Below are 23,556 nucleotides of genomic sequence, written 5' to 3'. Positions count from 1 at the left end.
CCCGCGATTCCGGTCAGAATTCCGTCTCCTCCGATATTCATCGTGTAGCTCAGGGCGGGAACCTCAATACCACTGCCGCTGGCAACGCCAGTTTCCACCACACAGATTCAGGACAGGCTACCGGTGAGGACCTGTTCAGCTCGATCGATGGCCAGCAGGGCCCAGATCTCTTCAGCAATAGTGACAATCCGATAGCGGGCACCGGCACTAGTCATCACGGATCTACTTCTCTAGGAGAACGCTGTCCGGAAACAGGAGAACTCGGCCCTGAGGCAGGAGAACTCCGCGCAAACGGCGGCGCAGTTTCTCACGGAGGACTCCGCCAGCACGTTGCGGGTTCACCCGATGGCGTGGGAGAATCCTGCCCACACGACAACACGTCACCGGAAACGACGAAGACTGGCCGGAAGAAGGTCCGGGATCGGGTGGGTGAAACCTTCGACGTGGGGCAACCACCCGATTGGGCACGCCCACAAGCCTCACCGGGAGAACTCCGTCTCCATGGGTCTGAATCCGGCTCTGGTCGCGACTTCGGTGTCGAGCACGCTCCCGGCACTGGCGCGGGCGTTGAACCCGGCCACGTTTCTCCATCCGGACCGGGCTGTCCCACCACGGGGCGGGGACTCGGCAGGCAGGGCGCGTGTCTGGACGGGCGGGAGAACGTGGAACGCGACCTCGGTGCCGTGCTCGCCGAGATTCGGGCAGGTATCGATGTGGACATGCTGGAGGGTTACAGTCCGGCGCGGCTATCGGATGGGACACCGCTGGCCCCAACCCAGCTCGCCGAGCTGCTCTGCGATTCGGATATTGCGAGAGTTGTGTTGACCGCCCATGGTGAGCCGATCGATACGTCGCGGTCCCAACGATTGTTTAGTTCCCGACAAGCTAGGGCTGTGGCGGCTCGTGACCGGGCGTGCCGATACCCGGGATGCTCCAGAGGGATAGAAGTCAGTCAGATTCATCATGCCCAGCAATGGGAGAAAGGCGGACTAACCACGATGGATAACGCGGTCTTGTTGTGTTTCCACCACCACCGGTACGTTCACTCCAAACAGGTCATCATCACCCACCATGCCGGAGGGTTCACCTTCACCGAACCAGACGGCGAACTCGTAGGCATCACCCACCACACCACCATCCTCGAAGCCGCATAGGCAACTCCCGAGGTGCGAAGCGAACGGCCTTGATTAATCTACGTAAGTGGGGCCGGGATTGAGCCAGTGCTCCTTCATCATGATGAGCTGCTCGGGAAGTGTACGACTGGCGGAGAGCTCAGGTGGGTTGTTGACGTCGAACCAACCAAGCGCGCTCGTTTCAATGCTGGTGTAGTTGAGATCTTCTGCGGCTTGCTGCTCGCAGATGAAGAAGAGCTTGTAGACCTGATGATCGAGCGGCGGGGTGTGCGGCCAGCTATCACGGTCGATAACGGCCGCCAATTGTGTCACCTTTGTGTCCAGTCCGGCTTCCTCACGGATCTCGCGTTCCACGGCACTCGTTGGTTTCTCATTGACGTCACACCATCCGCCGGGCAGGGTCCATCGGCCTTTGTCCGCGATTTCGCGCACCAAAAGGACTCTGCCATCAGCGTTGAAAACGGCACCGCGCACGTCTACCTTGGGTGTCGTATACCCGGCGACCGAAGCTACTTCGCGATCGTAGGGAGGGAGTTCCCCGTCTTCCAACAGCTGCGTCAGGTCGCGGGCCAACTGACCCACGTCGTGGAACCGCCCGATGTCAAACTTATCCTTGCAATACCAGAGCCCTGATTCAGAAATGGACGTAAGCTCGCGTGCGATGCGAAGGATTTCGTCTGCTGGATAGGGGAGCTCCTGATGTGACGTCATGGTTCGAGCCTATCGATGGCCTGATAAAGTGCACAATTCTCCGTAGTTTGGACAAAGGACGGGTGGAGGAGGCTAAAGGACGGGTGGAGGAGGCTAAAGGACGGAAGGTGGATGGTCACGAGCCCGAAACCTCGATGCCCTAAGATGGGCTGCGTTACGTGGATCAAAATCTGTGGGCTCTTGAACGAAACAGGAGCTCTAACGAAGCTAGCTCAACACCGAAACGACCCTCCCAGAAACGCCCCCGAAAGGATCTCTGTGAAACCACTGATTGCCGTTGGATCGTTAGGTGGCACGATCGCCATGGCGCCGGCGGAGCCCGGTGCGGGTGTTAGCCCGGCACTCGGTGCAGAGGAACTTATCGCGAGCGTTCCACAGATCGAAGAGTTCGCGTACATTACGGCCGAATCGGTGTTCCGCGTGCCTTCTCCGGCATTGACCTTTGCGCACCTGCTGAAGGCCCTCAACTATGCCAAGGGAGCGGTCGCATCCGGAGCGCGCGGCGTGGTCCTCACCCATGGAACCGACACGCTGGACGAGACTGCCTTCTTCTTGGATCTATTGTGGGACGCACCTGAGCCGCTGGTGATCACGGGCGCGATGCGCTCCTCGGATGCCCCGGGGGCTGACGGCCCAGCGAATCTTCTGGCGGCGGTGATCGCCGCGAGCTCCGAGGAACTGCGTGGGATGGGCGTGCTCGTGGCGCTCGATGATCAGGTGCACCTAGCGCGGACGGTGACGAAATCCCACGCGAACAGCACTGGCGCCTTCAGGTCACCGGATTGGGGACCAATCGCGCGAATCGTGGAGCACCGTGCTCGAGTCATGATGCGCCCTGCTCTTCGCCTACCGGCGTTACAAGCCCCCGAAGCTATCGACGCGAACATCCCGATTCTCGAAATGGGACTGGGAGAGGATGGCCGCGTCGTCCGAGCGGTCGATAGCCACAGCATTGACGGATTGGTGTTCGCTGGCGCAGGTGTAGGCCATATCTCGGTGTCCATGGCTGACGAGGCTGAACTGATGATGAACGGCGGCGTCCCGATCGTGTTCGCCACCCGCCAAGGAGGCGGGACCACCACCGTAGCGGCGTACGATTATCCGGGTTCGGAGATTGACCTGCTGAGCCGCGGCTTCGTGGGCGCCGGCTACCTATCGCCACGCAAGGCGAGAATTCTCCTCGCGCTGCTCGTGGCAAACGGTGCGAGCCTCAAAGAGATTCGCAGCGAGTTCGCGCGCCGCGGTGAGTAGCGGGGCGGTCTATTCATCTCCGCCTTCAACGCCATCTTCAAGCGCGATTCGCTGTTCCATAAGTAGGATCCCAGCCTCATTAAACGCATCTTGGTCAATTTCCCCGTCGCGAACGGCCTGAGCGATCCCAGTGATCATGGCCTCGGCATTCTCTTCAACGCCGCCGGGAGCGGCCACCATCAGCACCATGGTGGCACCCGCCCCGATTGCGTCCACGGCATTTTGTACGGGATCTGAGTATTCGGGGATCCCCGAATCGAGCAGCATGGTCATTGAATCGGTGATGATCACGCCGCCGAATCCGAGTTCGTCGCGAAGAATCTGATACCACTCGGGCGAAAGTGAGGCCGGCCCGTCCGCAATCTCAGGGAACGCCAAGTGCCCCATCATGACGAACTCCGCGCCGGCATCAACACCAGCTTGGAACGGCGGTTTCGCCAGTTCGGCCCACTCTTCCTTTGTCACATCCGAGGTGGGAATGCTCGTGTGTGAATCCTCGGCGGTGAGCCCGTGACCGGGGAAGTGCTTGATGGTGGAAGCTGCCCGGCCCTGCTCGCCCTGAACGGCAGCGGCCACGTTCTGGGCGGCGAGCTCCTGCGTGGAGCCAAGAACCCGCGGCCAGATGAACGAATCCGGGTTATCCGTTGTATCGCCAACAATCCCGAAGTTCACGTTGATGCCTAAACTCTCCAAGAGCCCGGCACGATCCTGAAAAGCCTCCGTGGTATCAGCCGCGGGGCCATCCCGCAGCTGCGGAGCGGCGGGGAACGTATCGGACGGCAAACGCGTGACGGTCCCGCCCTCTTCATCAATGCCGATCAGCAGCGGATATTCGGCGGCCTCATTCCACTGCTGGATGTTCGCAGCGATGTCCGTTTCATCTTCCGGAACATTATCGCCCATGATGATGATTCCACCGGGCTGAAACTCGTCCACGAATTCAGCGGTTGCCGCGCCATCAGTTCCGGGATAGTAGAGCATGAGCAGGCTGGCGGCCTGTTCCTCCAGATCCATGGAATCCCAGCGTTCGCGCGCTTCCTGTTCGTCGGGGGAGAGGGTATTTGTGGGATTTGACGACGACGGCGGAGCCTCTCTCACAGCCGGTGAACACCCAACCGCTGCGCCGCTGAGGCCAAGGATGGCCAGTGTGGCAAAGAGGGAAGGGACGCGCCGGGCTACATCACGTTTCGTCATGCATGCCACGGTACCAACGCCCACGGCAACTTGGTTGTGGCTCAGCGCACACGATCCGAGTAAACTCATTCCGTAGATCGCTAGCAAAGAGGTGGCGATCCCAGTCAAGGAGGTCAGAATGTCCAGCACCGGATTTCTTCAAGATGGTCCGCTTGTCGTATCGCTCGATTCGTCCACAACGTCAACAAAGGCGATCGTTGTTGATGCTGCCGGCAACGTATGGCACACGGCCAAGCGCAACATCCAGCTTCATACCCCTGCTATGGATGAATACGAGCACACGGCCAGCCGCTGGTGGGAAACCTCTAGGGACACGATCGCCGAAGTGTTATCCAAGCTCTCTGCGCGCGACAAGGAGCGGGTCAAGGCCATTGGGCTGACCCATCAGCGCGAGACATTCGCGCCGTTTACAGCCGATGGAACCCCGCTGCGCCGCGGCATTTTGTGGCTCGATTCCCGCGCTGCTAGCCAGATCGAACGATACGGATCTGCTCATATCCACGAGCTGTCTGGTAAGCCGGCGGGAGTTACCCCCGGCCTGTACAAGATGGCGTGGGTCAAAGAAAACGAACCCGGCGTTCTCGAGGGAGCGGATAAGGTATCGGACGTTCTTGCCTACATCAGCTTCAATCTGACCGGGCGGTGGGCGGCTTCTACCGCGTCAGCGGATTCGCTTGGCATTCTTGATATTCAGAAGTTTGATTACGCAGATGAGCTGCTCGACATTGCTGGTGTGCGCCGTGATCAGATGCCCGATCTGGTCCCGCCGGGCGACGTGATGGGAACGCTCAAGCCAGAGCTTGCCAGCGAGTGGGGGATATCCGCTTCCACGCCCATCATCTCTGGACTTGGCGATGGGCAGGCGGCAGGAGTTGGTGCTGCCGCAGTGACCCCGGATGTTGCCTACCTCAATCTAGGCACCGCGGTGAACGCGGGTGTCGCTGCACATGATTACGTATACGACCCGGTGTTCCGGACACTGGTAGGTGGTGTGCCAGGGGACTACGTGTTTGAGGTTGTTCAATCCTCCGGCTCCTACCTCGCAGGGTGGTTCCGCGAGACTCTGGGCGATCCCAAGCTTCTGGGTGAACCGGATCCTGAACTGGATCGCGCCGCCTCTGAGATTCCACCGGGTGCTGAGGGCCTCATTACGCTGCCGTACTGGAACGCCGTACAGTCGCCGTATTGGGATGCGATCGCGCGCGGCGCCGTCGTCGGCTGGCGTGGAACTCATTCAAGAGCCCATATGTACAGGTCCATCCTCGAATCCATCGGCTTTGAAATGAAGCTGAACCTCGAATCGATCGAAGCCGGTACCGGAACCAAGATCACCACGCTGAGGGCGATGGGCGGCGGAACGCGTTCGGAGCTATGGCGTCAGATCATGGCCGATACCGCGGGCGTACCGATCACTCTGTGCTTGGAGGACGAGATTTCCGCCCTCGGTGCTGCCGTTGTGGCCATGGCCGGAATCGGGGCTCACGGTTCGGGCGGTGTGGAGCAGTCTGCACGCGAAATGGCGCAGTTCGGCATCACCGTGGAGCCAGATATGAAGCTCCATGAGCAGTACCGTGACGTCGCAGGTGTTCAGCGCAAGCTCTACCCGCAGCTCAAAGAGACCTTCCGGGAGCTCTACGAGCTATCCGAGCGCTACCCGAGCTCGCGGCCCGAATCCCCGCAGGCTGAGCTGTAGGACTTGGGGCTCGAACGCTAAGGTGTGAGCGCTGGTCCAACGGTTGCGGGAATGAAATCTCGATCATCGTCGCTACCTGTGGTCTTTGGCCGCGGTAGCGTGGGCCAGCGCTCCATCAGGCGGTTGCGAAGTTCGATGCTGCGCGTGTTGCTCTGGGCGTTGATCAGGAATCCTGCGATGAGCAAGATGACGGCACAGACCGTGATCGCAAGGGCAAGTGGCCGGAATGGCGTGAACGCGTCACCCATACCGGAATAAAACCCACCATCACCCATTGTGCTGAGGATCAGGGCGGCCGGGCCAAAAGCGATGGCGATTCCGGCAGCGCCCGCGACGAACCGTCCAAGTGGGGAAGCATGCTGGTCGGAATGGTGAACGAGGATGCCGTGTGCAGGCTTGCTGGGGAACGTATCGTCTAAGGCGCGCATGAGGCCTGCCCGTTCAGCCTTCTCTCCGAGTCCTTGCAGGAGGAGTCCTACGCTGGGAAGAATGATGGCGAGCAACAAGAATATGACGAGCGCCCACATTCCGATGTAAGCCATCTCTTCCGTCGATTCATCCAGTGTGGCTCGGCGGCCCAAATCCCATTGTCCTGGGGAGGTTTCCCGCGCGTCCGGATAAAGGACAAACGTCATGGCGTAGAAGATGATGGGTGCGAGAGCCAAGCAGGCCGCGCCCACCATGTCCAAGAGAGAGCCGAGTCTGATGAAGTGGTGGCGGTCCTTCTTTCCTCTGTCTTTGTAGTACTCTTCCCCGATCTGTTGCGCGGCGTCCCACGCGGCAGCCTCATCTTCAGTGGTCCAATGCTCCGCGATGTCCATGCGGCGGGAGTGTTGCGCAGGTTTGCCCACGTTCTTGATGTGGCGGTACGCATAGAGCATGCCCGCGATCACGGCGATGCCGGCGAGCGAGACGATGGCTCCTTCACCGAAATCTTCGGACAATGAGAAGAAGAAAAGCGGGACCATAATGATGCCGCTGATGAGGCTCACCATCAGGAGGAAGATTTCCAGGCCGGAATCCTCGCGCGTGACGCGCTCTACTTGATGCGGCGCCGGGACCAGATGGCGTGGCGCGTCAGATTGTGCGGCGGATGCCAGTGACTTGCTGGTGGCGCTGTCAGCTATATAGGAGGCGATGGATCCGCCAAGGGCGACGAGGAGTCCCACGCACATGAGGACAGCCAAGCCGATTCGTGAGAGGCGATCGAGCGCCGTCACCGTGTCCCAAATAGTTTCGGCCTCCATTCCCAAATCCGTGAGAAACGCGGCCATGAAGCCTTGCTCTGCCGGTAGGCCAATGGCAAAGGTCAAGAGGAGTCCAGCCCCCAAACCAAAGGCCAACGGGATCATGGTGTTCGTGAAGTTCAACGCGAGCTCGCCGCTCGCGGATACTCGGTATTCGTGCCAGCGTGATCGTGTTGCCATTCGGTTACCCTACCGTGTTTGGCTCATGAGGCTACTCTTCGGCCTCAATGATCACCGCCCTGCGTTTGGCCCGTGAGAGCGCCACGTACAAGAGATCGTCCCAATCAAGGTTCTGTTCTTCGGCCCAGCGTTGGCCCGCAGGCCCAACATCGGTTATCACGACAGCATCGGATTCGATGCCCTTGAGTGCGGAAATTGAGCCGAACTTGATAGCGCCCTCACCAGTGAGGTTACCTCGCAGCCAATCATTGCCGTGATCGAACTCGCCGCCAACTACACGAGACGCGAGGGAGTGGGCGCCACGCGGGCTCAGGATGACGATGCCACTGTTGCCATAGAGCCGCGTGAGAGTCTTGACCGCCTCGGCCAGCGCGTGAACCTCCGAGGCGGCCGGAACTACTAGCCGATCGGCACTGCCTGGAACGCTGTAGGGCAATCGTGACGTGACAAATCCAAAACTGCGGCCGAGGATTGCTTCCGCCTGATCGGTGAGTAAAGGAGCCTGACGGCAATTGAGGCGGATCCGTGCGTGTACCAGATTCGGGATCTGTTCCTTTGCCACGTTGTAGGGATCAACGCGTTCACTTGCGCGTCTCATGATCTGTTGGCGGGCATCGCCGGCCAACATGATTTTCGAGTTCGGCCCGGCGAGTGCGAGGATGACGTTCACAAGGAGTGGACTTGCTGCAATGTCCTGAAATTCATCAACGATGACATACCTATACCCGCCCAGCTGTCGCATGCGGCCGTGGGATGCGTGGGGAGGGCACGGTGTGGGGCGGGTGTGGCGCGGTGTTGAAGTGGGCTGTACTGGGTTTGCGATCTGTTCCTTTTCCTGCGTGAGTTTGGTAAGCGCCAACGCGGGGAGTTCTTCGTAGTACCACAGGCTATCTGCACCGGCTGGATGGGACTCGAGACCAGCGATACGCAGCATGATGCTGCCAAGATCATCCACGGCCAGCGGGCCGTTGACAACAGCCTGTTCGCGCAACTGTTGTGCCATCTGCACGTTCCAGCAGGTCAAGAGGGTACGCTCATTGCGCCTGACCGAGCGCACCGCGGCTTGAGCTAACAGGTAGCTCTTGCCTGTGCCTGCCGGGCCATCGAAATACACTGCGTGATTGGTTTCCACCAAGTCCAGTGCAAATCGTTGCTCGGCGAGAGCTTCAGCTTCCAGGACCTTGGATTCGCGCAGTGCATCTTGGAGGTCTGCCTCAATGCTGAAGTCTCGCAGGAGGGCACCGGCTATAGCATCCGCCTTTGCCGCGGTGAGCCCGGCGGGGTCAAGCCGAAGGTTTCCGCGATCCGTATACCACGCGATATGCTCGTTGAGCGTTTTCTCGATGATTCGCGTAGGTTTCTTTACATCGTCTGCCCAAGCCAACTCCCACTCGAAGAAGGACAGATCAGAGGGCGCGCGCCCAGTGAAGTGGTGCCGGCCCAACGAAGTAAACCACAGTATTCGCGCGAAGGGCTCGCTGCCGTCAATCACGCCCTCACGTTTGAGATAAGCGCGGATGCTGCCTGAGGCGCCGTTGAGTTGGTCGAATGGATTCTTATGGGGCTGCGGTGTGTGGTCGAGGGTCCAGATTCCTTCTGCATACTCCACGTGAGCTGGCGCCTTGGCTTCGATGATCACTACACCTTTGCCGGGCACCACAACAACGAAATCGGCTTCCCCCATCATTTTGTTTATGTGCTGGCGAACAGGGAGGGAATGAAAGACGATCCAATCCGGCCGGTCCACGATTCCTTCTAAGGCGTTGTATATGCGCCGTTCGGACGTATTAGCACCGCTTCGTGAAGTGCGGGGAATCATGCGAGGCATAGTGACCAATCTGAAGTGCACGAGTATGTGGTTACCGTCTCATAGTACGTAGCGGGCGGGACTCACGTGATGGTAATTTGTGCGTTGGCGCATTCGCCCTGAGCGTGAGCCAGCTGGCCACATTTCCCTCAACCATTGCCTTGGTAGGACCTTCTTCATATGCTCTAAACATGGATGCCACGCCGAAGAACGATAAGCAAGAACCGACCCCCATCTATGCGGATGTAGAGAAGGAACAAGCTCTACGTGCCAATCTGGAGGAAACATGGCAGGATGAATCTCCCTTAACGGCGAGCTCTACCGAGTACGCCGATGAGGTGGACGGGAGCGAGGGCACTCGCCACCGCGAGAAGGGCTCAGAGGATAAGGGTTCAGAGGAGAAGGACTCAGAGGAGGACAAGTAGCCAAGACCGCCACGACGAAGGCCGACCCGAGGAGGCCAGCCATGGCAATGCCGCATCGTCCGCGCACAACCGCGTCCTTGAGCGCTCTACTGCTCGCCGCAGCGTTGAGCGCATGCACCAGTGAAACCAGCGAAACACGTTCCGGACCAGAAACGACCAGCGGAGCAGTCACAGAACTCGCAACTGATCTCAATGCCCCATGGTCTGTGGCGTTCTACGAGGAATCCGCCCTGATCAGCGAGCGGGACACCGGCACTATTCTTGAGTTCAGCGATTCCAACAGCGGCAGCGATACGGGTGAGCTTCGAGAAGTAGGCGTTATCGATGGCGTTCAGCATGGAGGCGAAGGAGGCCTCCTCGGGCTGGCAACGCACGATTCCCAGCTCTTCGTGTACTTCACGGGACCGGACGGCAATCGCATTGACCGCTTCGATATTGACGGTCAAGCGGGCGCCCTGCAGATCTCGAACCAAGAGACTGTCCTCGACGGGCTGCCGTCATCCGGAAACCACAACGGGGGACGAATCGCCTTTGGTCCAGATGACATGCTGTATGCGACCGTGGGCGATGCTGGGGAGGGGCCCAGCGCCCAAGAACTCGACTCATACGGCGGCAAGATTCTTCGCATGACCCCTGAGGGCGAGCCGCCCGAGGACAATCCATTCAGCGATTCGCTCGTGTACAGCTACGGCCACCGAAACCCGCAGGGAATCGGCTGGGATGCTGAGGGAACCATGTACTCCACCGAGTTTGGCCAGAACACGTGGGATGAACTCAACGTGATCGAACCGGGCGGGAACTACGGCTGGCCAGCCTTTGAGGGGATCGGCGGCGCTGACTATGGCAATTACATCGATCCCGTCCAGCAATGGAGCACATCGGAAGCTAGCCCGAGCGGCATCGCCGTGACAGCGGATTCGATCGTGATTGCCAATTTGCGCGGGGAACGGTTACGCCAGATCCCTCTCGATGATCTGTCAGAATCTACCGAATACTTCGTGGCAGAACACGGGAGGCTACGGGACGCGATTGTTGCGCCGGATGAATCCCTGTGGATTCTGACCAATAACACGGATGGGCGTGGCCAGCCCGGCGATGGTGATGACAAGATTCTCCGAGTCGATCTGGACGTGGCGGAAGTCGGGGCCCCATAGTGGTGGGCAAATGGAGAAGGAATCGCCGCCTGAAGAAGGTCCGGCCCGGTGACGGAAGCGCGCTGCCACCCTTCCGGTTCTGGCAGCTATTGACGCGCACGCTGTTCTACATTGACCTGCCAGATGGCCATTACGCCGCAGATGTCCACTTCTTCGCCGATGACGCTTCAGGTGCGGATGAAGATTCTGACGATTGGTGGGGCGGAGCTTCGTCGTCGTCAAAACCAAAAACCCCGCAGGCGGCGCTCTACCGGGACGGCAGGCAACTCTATCGCTCCGATTTTCCTGCCGTGTTCCCAGCGGCCGGCGGAACCATCGAAGTGGAAACCTCGGTGTACGGGCTCAAGCGGATGCACTACGTGCCGCCCGACGGCCCCGAACAGGTGCTGCGCCCAGACCGGGCCGCGATGGAGGGGCTCCGGGCACGATTTGGCAGGAGATACCCGGCTCTCAGCAGAACGATCAGTGTGCTCGCGATCCTTATTTTACTGGCGTGCCTCGTGGTGGGGATTCCCCAACTCGCGGAGGCAGTGACCAGCTGGGAACCCATCGCCGAACGCGTGGGCACCTTCGATTCGCCCATTAACCTGCCCGATTGGTTCAACTCCACGCTACTCGTGGCGGGAATTGTTGCGGCGCTCGAACGTGCACTGACGCTGCGCAACAACTGGCTCATTGACATAGATACCACATGGTGGGGCTTCGCCTAGCTACCTAACGGATACGCGGCCGTAACTGCCCCGCAATCAACGGCTGGAACACTCTGACCATGGAATCGTTGTTCAGCGGATACATGAACCGGGGTGGCCCCACACGCAGATTGAGCGAGCCGTGGGATGAGCTGTTTCCTTCCGATGCGGTTCCTGGCGGGGATGCGGTGCGTGAACCGTACAAGGATATGTACCCGGTGCTGGCGCGGCTGGACGATGCGGAGCTGCGTGGGCGAACCAATGCGCTCGCGAAGTCATACTTGGCTCAGGGCGTCACCTTCGATTTTGCTGGGGAGGAGCGGCCCTTCCCGCTGGACGTGGTTCCGCGCGTCATTCCTGCCGATGATTGGGCATATCTGGAAAAGGGCGTTGCTCAGCGTGTCAAGGCGCTCGAGGCGTTCTTGGCGGACGCCTATGGACCGATGCAGGCGATCAAGGACGGCGTGATCCCGGCGTCCATCATCAGCTCCTCCAAGCATTTTCATCGCCAAACAGCGGGAATTGTTGGCGCGAATGGCGTGCGTATCCACGTGGCGGGGATCGATGTGATTCGCGATGAGCAGGGCGCGTTCCGGGTGCTGGAGGATAATGTTCGGGTGCCTAGCGGGGTCAGCTACGTGCTGTCCAACCGCCAAGTCATGGCGCAAACGCTGCCCGAGCTTTTCGAGAGTATGCCCGTGCGGCCCGTTGGAGATTACCCAGCGCACCTCCTTCAGGCGCTGCGCGCATCCGCGCCGAAGGATGTGGCCGAGCCGAACGTGGTGGTGTTGACCCCGGGGGTTTTCAATTCCGCTTACTTCGAGCACACGTTGTTGGCCCGCATGATGGGTGTGGAGCTCGTGGAGGGGAGGGACCTCTTTTGTTCCGGCGGGCGCGTGTGGATGCATACCACCGAGGGTTCTACGCGCGTGGACGTTATTTACAGGAGGGTCGACGACGAATTCCTCGATCCGCTTCACTTTCGGCCAGACTCGGTGTTGGGGGCGCCCGGCCTCATGCTGGCAGCGAGGCTGGGCAACGTGACAATCGCCAACGGGGTGGGCAACGGGGTTGCCGATGACAAGCTGGTGTACACGTACGTCCCGGCCCTTATCCGGTATTACCTTGGCGAAGAACCCATTCTGCCCAACGTTGACACGTGGCGGCTGGAAGAACCCGAGGCGCTGGCTGAGGTGCTCGATCGCCTCGATGAGCTGGTGATCAAGCCCGTGGATGGGTCAGGCGGCAAAGGGATCGTGGTTGGCCCGGATGCGAGTAGGGCGGAGCTTGACGGGCTGCGGGAGGCTTTGCTGGACGATCCGCGTGGGTGGATCGCACAGCCAGTGGTTCAGCTGTCCACCATTCCTACGCTGGTGGAGGATGGTTTTCGGCCGCGGCATGCCGATCTGAGGCCCTTTGCCGTCAACAACGGGGAGGACGTATGGGTGCTGCCGGGCGGTCTGACGCGTGTGGCGCTGCCCGAGGGCCAGTTGGTGGTGAACTCCAGTCAGGGCGGCGGATCGAAGGACACGTGGGTGCTCGGCGGTACTGCCCGCAAACGTCGAGCGGCGCAGGGTGGCAGTCAGGCCGGCACTCCGAACAGCGAGCCGCGGCCCACGCCCCTTCACACCTCGCCGGCCGATGCCGATATCAAAGCCCGCCACTTCCAGCAACAGCAACAGCAACAACAGGACTGAGGGGGCGTTATGTTGAGCCGAATTGCCGAAGCGTTGTTTTGGATCGGGCGTTACGCGGAACGAAGCGGTGGAACGGCCCGAATACTTGACGTTCACTTGCAGCTTTTGCTCGAGGATCCGTGGGTGGATGAGGACACGGCGTGCCGGGCGCTGCTGGGCGTCATGGGAACTGAGGCGCCGAGCGGACCAGAAGGCGAGGTATCGAGGGCGGATGTGGTGCGCCTGCTTGGGCTGAATGACGACAATCCGGCATCGATCGCTCATTCGATTTCAGCGGCTCGCGAGAACGCCCGGCGAGCCCGCGAAACCATCTCCACGGATCTGTGGGAGACGTTGAATGAAACGAACGCTCACATGCCGGTTGTGGTTCCTATGGACAAAACGCACGTGTTCTTCAGTTGGGTCAGAGATCGGTCCGCACTGGCGTTTGGAGTTATCGAATCAACGATGAGCCGCGACGAAGCGTGGCAGTTCTTCTCCTTGGGAAGATCGCTTGAGCGTGCGGACATGACGGCCCGCCTGCTGGCCACTCGCTCCTTAACGGAGGCCGGAGGCCCCAGCTGGACAACTCTGCTGCGTTCGTGCGGCGCCTACGAGGCTCATCTGCGTAGTCAGCGCGGTTCCACTACCAAGAGCGCCGTCGAATTCCTCTTGGTGGATAGATTGTTTCCCCGTTCCATTCTGGCCAGTTTCCTGCGGGCGGAGCAGTGCCTGCAACGGATCGATCCAGTGGGCGGTTTAGGCGTTCCAAGCCCGGCTCACCAAGCCTTGGGGCGGATTCGAGCGCAGCTTGAGTACCAACCCATCGCGTCAACCGTCAACAATCTGTCAGAGAGCATGGAGGGTGTGCAGGGGGCTGTATCTGTGGCCAGCGATGTGATTCGGGAACGCTACTTCCCGTCTATAGCGATGCCCGTGTGGATTGGGGAGAAGATATGAACCGCATCAAAGTTGTGCATCTGACGGAACTGACGTACGCCGAACAGGCCACCGCTTCCTACAACGAGGCCCGTATGCTCCCGCGCACCCGAGACGGCCAGTTTGTTCTCCAGTCGCACGTGGATGTCACGCCTGCCGCCCATCAGAACACGTACCGCGACTTTTGGGGTACGTACGTTTCCGCCTTCGAAATTCTCACGCCCCACCAGCAGCTGCAGGTGATGGCGACGAGCGTGACGGACGTGCGGCCCATCGCGCTGGAGCCGGTGGGGTTCTCGTGGGAGAGCCTCGCTGGCGAACTACCCGTGTCCGTGCAGCTGACTGACGCTCTGACGCAGACCAACGCCACCGAACCGAATGAAGACATGACCATGGTGGCGCTCACCGCCAAGGATGCGGGAGCTGATGTGGACGCGACGGCTCGGGCTATCTGCCATGAGGTTGGGGACGCGATGGAGTACCGCAGCGGGGTGACCGGCGTAAATTCCACGGCCAGCGAGGCATGGGCCGTGCGTTCAGGTGTGTGTCAGGACATCGCCCACGTCACCTTGGGGGTTCTGCGCGAAGCTGGCATTCCCGCACGCTACGTGTCCGGATACCTACACCCAGATCCGGCCGCGAGCGTGGGAGAGCCAGTGGTGGGCGAATCGCATGCGTGGGTGGAATGGTATGCCGGTGGTTGGCGTGGATACGATCCCACCAATCTCATGGAAATCGGGGAGCGCCACGTGTACGTTGGCCACGGGCGTGACTACTCCGATATAGCACCGTTGCGCGGAGTGTATGCCGGGCGAGCGCTTTCGGAGCTTTCCGTGAGCGTGGAGCTCACGAAGCTGGGGTAGCGCTGATCAGCTTGCGCACGTCAGCGCCGGCGCGCCGCACCGCGCTCACAATGTCCAAGCCCTCGTGTAAGCCGCAGACGATACTCGCGGCCATCGCGTCTCCCGTTCCCTTGACGCTCGTCTCGATGCGCTCGTAGGGGATGTGCGTGAGACCAGAACGCGTCACCACGAGGTTCTCGAAATCGATGTTCTCGAAACCGATCGCCGGACGCCCCGCGCTCTCTGCGGAGTGGGCGCCGCGGGCCGAGACGCTCGTGATTGCCGCCCACTGGGCGCGTTCGCCCATCAGCGAGAAAACGCTTTCAGGTGTTATGGCGCTCTCAAGTGTTATGGCTGGAGCACCAGTTTCTTCTGGTGAGGCGCTGCCTGTATCGTTGCCACCCAGTTGGCCTAACTCAAACACGTTCGGGACGATGCCAGTTGCCAGCGGAAGAAGGCGCGCACGAAGGGAGGTCGCAACGCCGGGATCGGTATAGAACCCCACGTCATAATCTCCAAGTGTGGGATCCACGATCACGCGCAGATCTGGGAGCCGTTCGAGAAGTGTTTCAAGCCAATCGGCCACCGCCGCCACTTGTTGAGGGGAGGCAAAGTAGCCCGTGTAGATCGTCTGGGCTTCGTCCGCAACGCCCAGCGCCTCCAGATCTTCTAGCACGCCAGTGATCCACGCCGGCTCCATGCTTGCCGCGTGGAGCGTTGGATAATGCGGAAGAGTCCCCAACAGTGCCGTGGGCAATGCAGCCACTTTCAGGCCGTTGCTCTCCAACACGGGGCGGGAGGAACTAAGCCCAACGGTTCCGTATACTACTTGCGATCCAATGGCCAAGACGTCAACGGGGCGTTGATCCAACTCCCACTTTTTGCGATCAGTTGCGATGTCAGTATCGGTGCCAATCGCGATTTCGCCGTTTGTAGCCACTGTGCGATTCTTCTTCCGTCTCGTGTACATCCAACGCCGCTAATATTAGTTGATGATGAAGGCAAATGATCGGAGCACCCAGTGACGTATACCCAAGCGAATTCAGTCGAAGATTTCCGCCGTCACCTTGGCGATGTGCAGGCGCGGATTGACGAGGCTGCCAAGCGGGTGGGCAGGGATCCGGCGAACGTTCGGCTCCTGCCGGTCAGCAAGACGATTCCAGCTGATCGCCTGCGATTGGCGATTGAGGCGGGCTGCCACATTCTCGGGGAGAACAAGGTTCAGGAAGCTTCGCGCAAACACGCCGAACTGATCGATGAGGACGTTGCGTGGGCCATCATCGGTCACCTTCAGACCAATAAGGCACGCGACGTGGCGTCCTTCGCCTCTGAGTTCCATGCCCTTGATTCCCTTCACCTTGCTGAAAAGCTTGATCGCAGATTGGATGCGGCTGGGCGCAGCCTTGACGTGTACGTGCAGGTCAACACCTCGGGCGAAGATTCCAAGTACGGTATGCCACCGGAAGAACTCGAGGGCTTCCTCAAGCGTCTGGCCAGCTTCGAAACACTGAAGGTACGCGGGCTAATGACGCTTGCCGTCTTCTCATCCGATCGCGAGAAGGTCCGCGATTGCTTCCGGCTCCTGCGAACACTACGCGATCAGGCACGACAGTCCGGCCCGGAACTCATCGGACCCGGCGAGCTCTCGATGGGCATGTCTGGGGACTTTGAGGATGCGATCGAAGAAGGCTCCACCGTTGTGCGTGTGGGGCAGGCAATCTTCGGAGAACGGGCAACATCGGATCAGTACTACTGGCCGTCCTCCGGTAACGCTCCGCAATGACAAACCCAGCCATCCGGTTGTCGCGAACTTGCGACAACTCTGCGAACCATTGGACACCAGAGGCGCTTTGCCGTTTTCTACGATGGGAAACATGATGAATACAACGAAGAAAACAGGAATTGCCGCACTGATCATGGCTGGTGCTCTGGGACTGGGCGCATGCTCGGCAGGCTCGGCCCCGGATCAGGACTCGCTGCCTCAGGTGGAGTCCCTCGCTCCCGGAAGCGAAACCACGGCTGCTCCGGCACCCGAAACTGAGGCGCCTACGCTGGCGCCAACCGACGAAGACGCCCCGAAGCAGACTCCCACGGCGAACCCAAAGCCGCAGGATTCGAGTAACCCGGATGCTGCCGATCCCGGCTCGGCAGTTTCCGATGCAATGTCCGAATCCTCGGCTGCTGGAGACGTGAGGAAGGCCCTCGCGCCTCAGGCGACCCAGCAGCTCCAGTGCAACGGTGGAGACATTGATATTAAGGAAAGCGGAGCGATCATCGAGATAACGGATGATTGTGACGAACTGGATATCGATGCTCATGGCACCATCGTGATTGCTCAGAACGCGAACGATGTGTCCATTGATGGGCAGGGGAATGTGCTGGTGGTCAAGAGCGCCAGAGAGATAGATCTGGATGATGATGCACACGGTAATATCGTGATCTTTGAAACGGGCAACCCGTATATTGACGATGAGAGCATGGATTCCCTAGTGGTTTCGGAGGACCAAATCTGATGTATAGCCCTGACGATGCCGCCGCATCTCGAATCCTTCTGGCGGACGATGAGGAGCCAATTACCTCAACATTGGCGCCGTATCTGGAACGTTCAGGGTTCGAGGTGACGGTGGCGTCTGATGGGGAAGAGGCTCTGGCGATCCTCGATTCACAAGATGTGGACATCATCGTCAGCGATGTTCTGATGCCGCGGCGCGATGGCCGTTCTCTTCTGCGCGAACTGCGCCAGCGCGAGGATTGGACGCCGGTGATACTGCTGACGAAGGTGGACGAATCCTTCGAGCGCTCGGCGGCCCTCGATGAGGGCGCGGATGATTACATCGGAAAGCCGTTCGATCCGCCAGAACTCGTATCCAGAATCCGCGCCGTGCTGCGCCGGACTACCCCGGGCCAGCGCACGCTCGCCTCGGCGGGCAAGATGGTGAGCGGCCCGCTGGCCTTCGATCGCGCCTCGCGCCGCGTCTATCTGGACGGGGACGAAGTTGCGCTGACGCCACGGGCGCTTATGCTGCTGGAATACCTCATGTCCCACCCTGACGAACTGCACACGCGTGAGCGGTTGCTTGCCACACTCTGGGGGTATGAATTCGCCGTGACAACCAGGGCCATCGATCATCGAGTGGCCGAGATTCGCAGGGTTTTGGGAGAAGACGCCCAAAAGCCGCAGTTCATTGAGACGGTTCAAAGCGCAGGCTATCGGTTTCTTGGAAAGGTGCAGGGAGCATGAAGAATCGTGTGGTGGCCGCGGTGGCCGTGCTCCTCGCAGCGGCGGTATCGGCGGGAGTTCTCTATGGCGTGGATGTCAATCCGTGGCTCTACCTGTACGCCCCAATCTCAACGCTGATTCTGATACTCGCAGCGATTGCCGCCGTGGTTCTCATCATCACCGGCGTCACAAAAAAGAGGCGGGATCAGCGCCAGATTGATGTTCAGGCGCAGGTGCGCGAAGAAGAACGCAATCAGCGCCGTACCTTCCTGCGCCGCCTCGATCACGAGATCAAGAATCCCGTCACCGCGATCCGCACATCTCTGGCAACGATGCCTGGCGAGGATGAAGCCGTCCGTGTGGCAAACGCGCAGGCCCACCGCCTCAGCTCCTTGGTTAACGAGTTGGCGAAGCTTGCCGATCTGGAAACGCGGCCAATTGAACTGATCCCGGTCAATCTGAAGGACGCCGCAGAAGAGGCTGCAGATGCCGTTCTGGCCACGTATCCGGATCGTGACATTTTGGTGGAGTTCCCGCAGGTCCCATGGCCGGTGCCCGATGTGCTCGGCGATCCCGATTTGCTGGTTGTTGCCCTCTACAACGTCATTTCGAACGCCGCCAAGTATTCGGATGCTGATGCGCACATTGAAGTGCGCGCGAGTGAGGCCGATGGGTGGGTATCCGTTGACATCTCTGACACGGGCTGGGGTATCCCCGAGAAGGATATGCAGATTATCTGGGAGGAACTGGCGCGCGGGTCCGATACGCGTGGCGCTCAGGGCTCTGGCCTCGGGTTGGCTATCGTGCGCGTGATTGCTGAACGCCACGGAGGTAGCGCGGCTCTTCGTTCTTCGCCAGGCCAGGGTACGCGGGTGACCCTCCGTTTGCGCGCGGCGAGTTGATTTTTGTGACGACGACGGACCTGCCGTCCTCATCATCGTATGTTCGGCAACTCTTGGGCTTGTGGCGTTCGGGTACTCGCTGTAGATCGGGGAGGCGGCTTCGTCGTCGTCGTAAAAACGAAAAAAGTTCGCAACCCGGGCGCGAACTCCGTACGCTGGGAACCACGAAATGCGCGAGTAAAGGAGCAGTGCGATGGCAATGATGGATGCAGCGTTGATGTATGGCCCCGGCGATATTCGGGTGGAACAGGTGCCGGTGCCCGAATGCCCCGATGGGGGATTTGTTGTTGAGGTGGACGCCATTGGAATGTGTGGATCGGACATTCGCAACTTGACCACGGACTCTCGTTCCGGTGCCTACCCGTGGCTCTACGGGCACGAGGTCGTGGGGCGTGTTGCCGAGGTTGCGCCGGGGGTGAGCGCCTACACGCCCGGGCAATGGATCTACGTGTATCCGCTGGCTCACTGCCTCAAGTGTGAGAACTGCCGATCGGGCCATTCCGAACAGTGTTCCGAGGTTGAGGACTACACCGCAAGCCCCGGTGGCTTCGCTCAGTACATCTCCTACAGCGCCAAGCGCGTAGATAGGGGAGCAACCTTCGAGATCCCCGAGGGCGTCGATCCAATTCGCGCCACGCTTGCCGAACCCATGTCCTCCACATACGCCTGCGTGGAGAACATTGACGTGACGATGGGCGATTCTGTGGTGATTCTGGGCTCCGGTCCCGTGGGGCTGCTTCTGGCGATCTTGAGCCGGATGCGCGGGGCTTCGCAGGTGATCGTCACGGATACGAATCAGGCGCGCCTTGATCAGGCGGCGGGCTTCGATATTGACGCTCTGGTGAATTCCGCCGAAACCGACGCCGTGGCTGAGGTGCTGCGCCTGACCGGTGGGCGTGGAGCCGATAAGGTGATCTCTGCGAATCCATCCACCAAGGGTCAGCAGCAGGCGCTTCTCATGGCGCGCAAGGCTGGCACCGTGGTGTTCTTTGGTGGCGTGCCGAAGGGTTCGCTGACGGAGCTGGATACGAACCTCATTCACTACAACGGCCTGTGGATCTACGGGCACTACGCTTCCAACACCATGCAGGTCCAGCGCGCGTTCGAGCTATCGATCGATCCGCGATTCCCGGCGGACAAGCTCATTACCCATGTGCTTCCCCTGTCCGAGATCAATAGGGCGCTTGAACTGGCACGCACCGGCGAGGCACTGAAGTCCGTGCTTCTGCCCAACGGGGAAATCAAGCGATAGGTAGTCACGGCGGCTTGTTACCGGCTGGGCTTGCGGCGTCATGAGCCGCTAGCCACAGTCCGGCCCGGATGGGAATTAGTTACACATTCAACTAGTTGACGTGTGTGGGTGGCGCGCGGCGCCACTGTGACTTCAACGAATATGTAGCTTTCCAGAAGGGCCGTGGAACATGGTGGACGAGAGAATTATCAGTGCAGCTGCTGGGATGGATGCCGTGACGCTTCAGGTTCGCGATCTGGAGGGCATGAGCAGGTACTACTCGCGCGCGTTCGCGATGGAGCCGATCGAAGAGCGGGCCGAGGGATCGCGGGTCAGCCGCGTACTGGGCAACGGTGGCGTTCCCATGGTTCGCCTGATCAAGACTCCCGATCTGCCTGATTTCGATCCGCATCAGGCAGGGCTGTTCCACACCGCGTTCTTGTTCCCTACCCAGCACGCGCTTGCCGAGGTTGTTTTCCGCGCCGCCCAGCAGCCGGAAACCCGTTTCGCGGGTACTGGCGATCACCTTGTCAGTGAAGCCTTCTACTTCACCGATCCCGAGGGTAACGGCGTGGAGCTCTACTATGACCGGCCGCGGTCACAGTGGACCTACACGAACGGCCAGGTTGATATGGCTACTCTGCGGTTGGATCCCAACGCCTATTTGGCCAAGCATCTTGCTGCTGGGACTGGCCGAGGTGGCGGTGCCACGCAGGCCTCGGGACCCGTGGGAGCCCACGTTGGCCACGTTCACCTGCAGGTTGGGGCGATCGCGCCGGCGCGCAAGTTCTACGTGGATGCTCTGGGATTCGAAGTGACCGCGGATTCGATGCCGAGTGCGCTCTTTACCTCCGCTGGCGGTTATCACCATCATCTGGCCATGAACGTGTGGAACAGTAGGGGAGCGGGCCCCCGCGCGGCTAGCTTGGGGCTGGCGAATGTGGCCGTGACGGTCCCGGCGCTCGAAGATCTCGATGCGCTCACAGCGCGGCTGGCGCGGGCAAAAATCGAGTACTCCTTCGATGGGCAATCCGTGACAACCAAGGACCCGTGGGGAACGGCAGTCACCGTTTCGCTGCCTGGGGCCTCTGTGGATGCCGTTCTATCGCGCAAGGCGTAAGAGAAGGTAACCAACAGAACAGCGCAAGCTCGAAAACCTCGGCGGTGTTTTGAGATAATGGGAATATGAAGCGCATCGTTGTTCGGTTGTTGATGGCTGTCGTGATAGCCAGCCTATTCGCCGTTGTTGCGCTCATTATTTTTACGCGTCTGGACCTGCGTATCAGTTTCGTGATCGCTGCTGCATGGGTTGCCGCAGGATATTATGCGGCAACCCGGGTCAATAAAGAGCGAGTCACGGTGCGCCGGCCGATGATGAGCGAGAAAACGGAGTTTATCTTCTTCCTGTGCGGCCCGTTTGCGCTTTTTGCCTTCTTTGGCTGGCAGATTCTGGACGTCATCGTTTACGGCAAGGCCGGGGGCTCCTAGCGCGCATTTCTTGGCTAGGTACTAGCGCGCCTCCTCTTGGTTCACCGGCGCCGAATACCACTCACGTGCGATCTCTAGCGCGTCGGCTGTCGTGGCTGCGTGAGCGCGTTGCTGGATCGGACTAGCCGGATCCAGCCTGTCGGTTGCCAGCCCATCCACGCACATCGCGTGGCCCGCCAGAGAGAGCATACCGATATCATTTTGGCCGTCACCGATGGCAAGGACATCATCCCAGCCAATTCCGAGGTGATCGATCAGCATATCTCCGCCCTTGGTTCTCACGGCAACCTCGGGAATGAGATCGGCATAGACCCCGCCCGACATAACCAGCCCAACGCCGTCCCAGTGATCGATCTCTTGCAACGATTCTCTGTCACCTGACCGTTCGACGAGGAAAAGGACCTTGCCAATATCCGATCGTCCAACGAGGGGATCGATGCGAGGGCTGTCGTGAACAAAGCTCTCCTCGAAGCGGGCTCGATCCGTCACGGTGCGAAGCATCCATTCGCGCGCGGTATATGCCCACGCTTCGATGCCGCAGCGATCAGCAACATTGAGCGCATTGTCCAGAACCTGCGGTGGAAGTGGCCGGTGCCCAAGAACTCGCCATTGTGCATGTGGATCATCCGATTCCCGCGCCAAGGCCGTTGCCCCGCTGCTGCTAGCGATGATGGACACTGCCGGGACCTCGCGCGACAGAGCAATGAGGCTCGCGGTGGATCTGCCCGAACACAGTGCAACCTTCATCCCATGATCTACAAGGAGATTGATCAGATCCTTCGCACCCGGATTCCACGAGCCTCGGTGCATCAGCGTACCGTCAACATCGAGCATTGCGAGTTTGGGCGCCACCTATTGCCAGCCTTTCGGAAGAAGAAACGACTGCTCCAGTCTCCCACAAAAGCATCTGTTCATAACAACGGGGCCTAGGTTGGCCTGTTTGGACGCAGATAGAATGGCGATGAGACGTGGGGAGGCGCGTGTGGGATCACGGGGATCGCTCAGTTCCGTAGAGAATGCTTTGAGATTGCTCAAGGTGTTGGATGAGCGAGGTGAGCTTAGAGTTTCGGGGGCAGCAGCGATACTTGGCGTTTCACGTTCCACTGCGCACCGACTTCTTACCACTCTGTGCGCCTATAAATTCGCAAGGCAAAAGGTGCCGCATGGCCCGTATTATCCGGGTGACGCAATGAAGCTAGCTGGAGTGCGCAGCCTTGCGCGTGCTGACCTTCGACAGATGGCGCGCCCACAGCTTGCCGCACTCGCCGAGGAAACGGGCGATACCTGTCACCTCACCACCTTGCAGGGTAACTCTGTTCTGTTCGTTGAAGGTGCTCAGGGAACGACGCAGGATGCAGTCAAACTTCGAGAAGGGCTCGTACTTCCAGCGCACGCAACCGCCGCTGGCAAAGCGATTCTGGCCGCGATGCGGGAGTCCGATGTACGAGCATTGTTCCCACGTGGCGCCCAATCGCTCACTGGTTCTACGTTGCAGACAATGGCTGATATAGAAGAGCATTTGCATTCAGTGGCTAGGAAGGGCTACGCAACGAACTTTAATGAGTCATTGCAAGACTTTTCAGCCCTTGCTGTTGTTGTTCGGGGCGTGCGAGGGCAAGCGATTGGGGCACTTACGCTGGGAACGCTTCCTGAACACTTGCCGAAAGCCCGTATTCCCTTGGTTGTGCGCCGAATGCACCGTGCGAGCCTGAGTATTACGGACGCAATCGTGCAGAGTGAGGCCATTAGCGCTTCGGTTATTGGTGACTAGCAG

The 23,556-nt window shown here is 59.9% G+C and carries 23 protein-coding genes and 1 pseudogene; 18 read left to right on the top strand and 6 right to left on the bottom strand.

Annotation, left to right across the window (positions count from 1 at the left end; all coding sequences use genetic code 11):
* The coding region (locus ACTHV6_RS07120; RefSeq protein ID WP_441386593.1) for an HNH endonuclease signature motif containing protein at positions 1–1,154 on the top strand (1,154 nt) is incomplete at its 5' end.
* Between the two features lie 33 nt (positions 1,155–1,187).
* On the opposite strand, the gene ACTHV6_RS07115 is transcribed toward ACTHV6_RS07120, so the two are convergent.
* Positions 1,188–1,844 carry an NUDIX hydrolase N-terminal domain-containing protein gene (locus tag ACTHV6_RS07115; RefSeq protein ID WP_441386592.1) on the bottom strand — a complete coding sequence of 219 codons (657 nt, stop codon included), beginning with the start codon at positions 1,842–1,844 and terminating at the stop codon, positions 1,188–1,190.
* 258 nt (positions 1,845–2,102) lie between these two features.
* On the opposite strand from ACTHV6_RS07115, the gene ACTHV6_RS07110 reads away from it, so the two are divergent.
* A complete protein-coding gene (locus ACTHV6_RS07110; protein ID WP_441386591.1) occupies positions 2,103–3,095 on the top strand; it encodes an asparaginase in 993 nt (330 codons plus the stop codon).
* A gap of 9 nt (positions 3,096–3,104) precedes the next feature.
* On the opposite strand, the gene ACTHV6_RS07105 is transcribed toward ACTHV6_RS07110, so the two are convergent.
* On the bottom strand, positions 3,105–4,289 hold the full coding sequence (locus tag ACTHV6_RS07105) for a glycoside hydrolase family 3 N-terminal domain-containing protein (protein ID WP_441386590.1): 1,185 nt from the start codon (positions 4,287–4,289) through the stop codon (positions 3,105–3,107).
* A gap of 118 nt (positions 4,290–4,407) precedes the next feature.
* On the opposite strand from ACTHV6_RS07105, the gene ACTHV6_RS07100 reads away from it, so the two are divergent.
* A complete protein-coding gene (locus tag ACTHV6_RS07100) occupies positions 4,408–5,982 on the top strand; it encodes a xylulokinase (protein WP_441386589.1) in 1,575 nt (524 codons plus the stop codon).
* 17 nt (positions 5,983–5,999) lie between these two features.
* Here the strand turns inward: ACTHV6_RS07100 and ACTHV6_RS07095 are convergent, their stop codons facing one another.
* Both ACTHV6_RS07095 and ACTHV6_RS07090 read right to left on the bottom strand, forming a co-directional pair.
* Complete coding sequence (locus ACTHV6_RS07095; protein WP_441386588.1) at positions 6,000–7,409, bottom strand: hypothetical protein; 1,410 nt, start codon at positions 7,407–7,409, stop codon at positions 6,000–6,002.
* Positions 7,410–7,440: 31 nt separating this feature from the next.
* Positions 7,441–9,228, bottom strand: coding sequence for an NERD domain-containing protein (locus ACTHV6_RS07090; protein ID WP_441386587.1), 1,788 nt, complete (start codon positions 9,226–9,228; stop codon positions 7,441–7,443).
* A 179-nt stretch (positions 9,229–9,407) separates the two neighbouring features.
* Between ACTHV6_RS07090 and ACTHV6_RS07085 the strand changes: the two genes are divergently transcribed.
* From ACTHV6_RS07085 to ACTHV6_RS07060, 6 genes are read left to right on the top strand one after another with little or no spacing between them, the layout of a single operon-like run.
* Positions 9,408–9,641 (top strand): hypothetical protein, encoded by a 234-nt coding sequence (locus ACTHV6_RS07085; protein ID WP_441386586.1) that lies wholly within the window; start codon positions 9,408–9,410, stop codon positions 9,639–9,641.
* Positions 9,642–9,682: 41 nt separating this feature from the next.
* Complete coding sequence (locus ACTHV6_RS07080; protein ID WP_441386585.1) at positions 9,683–10,795, top strand: PQQ-dependent sugar dehydrogenase; 1,113 nt, start codon at positions 9,683–9,685, stop codon at positions 10,793–10,795.
* A gap of 2 nt (positions 10,796–10,797) precedes the next feature.
* Positions 10,798–11,505 (top strand): hypothetical protein, encoded by a 708-nt coding sequence (locus ACTHV6_RS07075; RefSeq protein WP_441386584.1) that lies wholly within the window; start codon positions 10,798–10,800, stop codon positions 11,503–11,505.
* A gap of 59 nt (positions 11,506–11,564) precedes the next feature.
* Positions 11,565–13,181 carry a circularly permuted type 2 ATP-grasp protein gene (locus ACTHV6_RS07070; protein ID WP_441386583.1) on the top strand — a complete coding sequence of 539 codons (1,617 nt, stop codon included), beginning with the start codon at positions 11,565–11,567 and terminating at the stop codon, positions 13,179–13,181.
* Between the two features lie 9 nt (positions 13,182–13,190).
* Positions 13,191–14,120 carry an alpha-E domain-containing protein gene (locus ACTHV6_RS07065; protein WP_441386582.1) on the top strand — a complete coding sequence of 310 codons (930 nt, stop codon included), beginning with the start codon at positions 13,191–13,193 and terminating at the stop codon, positions 14,118–14,120.
* Positions 14,117–14,962 carry a transglutaminase family protein gene (locus tag ACTHV6_RS07060; RefSeq protein ID WP_441386581.1) on the top strand — a complete coding sequence of 282 codons (846 nt, stop codon included), beginning with the start codon at positions 14,117–14,119 and terminating at the stop codon, positions 14,960–14,962. Before ACTHV6_RS07065 ends, ACTHV6_RS07060 begins: the two co-directional genes overlap by 4 nt.
* Here ACTHV6_RS07060 and ACTHV6_RS07055 read toward each other — a convergent pair.
* On the bottom strand, positions 14,946–15,881 hold the full coding sequence (locus ACTHV6_RS07055) for a bifunctional hydroxymethylpyrimidine kinase/phosphomethylpyrimidine kinase (protein ID WP_441386580.1): 936 nt from the start codon (positions 15,879–15,881) through the stop codon (positions 14,946–14,948). The genes ACTHV6_RS07060 and ACTHV6_RS07055 overlap by 17 nt on opposite strands.
* Positions 15,882–15,962: 81 nt before the next feature.
* Between ACTHV6_RS07055 and ACTHV6_RS07050 the strand changes: the two genes are divergently transcribed.
* The 7 genes from ACTHV6_RS07050 (at position 15,963) to ACTHV6_RS07020 (ending at position 21,782) form a co-directional block, all read left to right on the top strand.
* A complete protein-coding gene (locus tag ACTHV6_RS07050) occupies positions 15,963–16,724 on the top strand; it encodes a YggS family pyridoxal phosphate-dependent enzyme (protein ID WP_441386579.1) in 762 nt (253 codons plus the stop codon).
* 91 nt (positions 16,725–16,815) lie between these two features.
* Positions 16,816–17,454, top strand: a complete 639-nt coding sequence (locus ACTHV6_RS07045; protein ID WP_441386578.1) for a hypothetical protein — start codon at positions 16,816–16,818, stop codon at positions 17,452–17,454.
* Positions 17,454–18,182 carry a response regulator transcription factor gene (locus ACTHV6_RS07040; protein WP_441386577.1) on the top strand — a complete coding sequence of 243 codons (729 nt, stop codon included), beginning with the start codon at positions 17,454–17,456 and terminating at the stop codon, positions 18,180–18,182. The genes ACTHV6_RS07045 and ACTHV6_RS07040 overlap by 1 nt, the downstream gene beginning before the upstream one ends.
* Entirely contained in the window at positions 18,179–19,063 is an 885-nt protein-coding gene (locus tag ACTHV6_RS07035) for a sensor histidine kinase (RefSeq protein ID WP_441386576.1), read from the top strand. The genes ACTHV6_RS07040 and ACTHV6_RS07035 overlap by 4 nt, the downstream gene beginning before the upstream one ends.
* A 193-nt stretch (positions 19,064–19,256) precedes the next feature.
* The gene (locus tag ACTHV6_RS07030) at positions 19,257–20,315 is read left to right on the top strand and encodes a zinc-binding dehydrogenase (RefSeq protein WP_441386575.1); all 1,059 of its coding nucleotides are present in this window, start codon (positions 19,257–19,259) and stop codon (positions 20,313–20,315) included.
* A gap of 169 nt (positions 20,316–20,484) precedes the next feature.
* The gene (locus tag ACTHV6_RS07025; protein ID WP_441386574.1) at positions 20,485–21,414 is read left to right on the top strand and encodes a VOC family protein; all 930 of its coding nucleotides are present in this window, start codon (positions 20,485–20,487) and stop codon (positions 21,412–21,414) included.
* A gap of 65 nt (positions 21,415–21,479) precedes the next feature.
* Complete coding sequence (locus tag ACTHV6_RS07020; RefSeq protein WP_441386573.1) at positions 21,480–21,782, top strand: hypothetical protein; 303 nt, start codon at positions 21,480–21,482, stop codon at positions 21,780–21,782.
* Positions 21,783–21,803: 21 nt separating this feature from the next.
* Here the strand turns inward: ACTHV6_RS07020 and ACTHV6_RS07015 are convergent, their stop codons facing one another.
* Positions 21,804–22,634 (bottom strand): HAD hydrolase family protein, encoded by an 831-nt coding sequence (locus ACTHV6_RS07015; RefSeq protein WP_441386572.1) that lies wholly within the window; start codon positions 22,632–22,634, stop codon positions 21,804–21,806.
* A 103-nt stretch (positions 22,635–22,737) separates the two neighbouring features.
* Between ACTHV6_RS07015 and ACTHV6_RS07010 the strand changes: the two are divergent.
* Both ACTHV6_RS07010 and ACTHV6_RS07005 read left to right on the top strand, forming a co-directional pair.
* Positions 22,738–22,923 (top strand): annotated as a pseudogene (locus ACTHV6_RS07010) (helix-turn-helix domain-containing protein); the annotation flags it as partial.
* A 48-nt stretch (positions 22,924–22,971) separates the two neighbouring features.
* Positions 22,972–23,553, top strand: a complete 582-nt coding sequence (locus tag ACTHV6_RS07005) for an IclR family transcriptional regulator (RefSeq protein ID WP_441386594.1) — start codon at positions 22,972–22,974, stop codon at positions 23,551–23,553.
* Positions 23,554–23,556 lie beyond the last annotated feature (3 nt).

Source organism: Ancrocorticia sp. (assembly GCF_052089425.1).
In the GTDB taxonomy this organism is placed as follows: domain Bacteria; phylum Actinomycetota; class Actinomycetes; order Actinomycetales; family Actinomycetaceae; genus Ancrocorticia.
The sequence above is the reverse complement of the archived record's forward strand: the minus strand, read 5'-3'. Positions and strand labels throughout refer to the sequence as shown.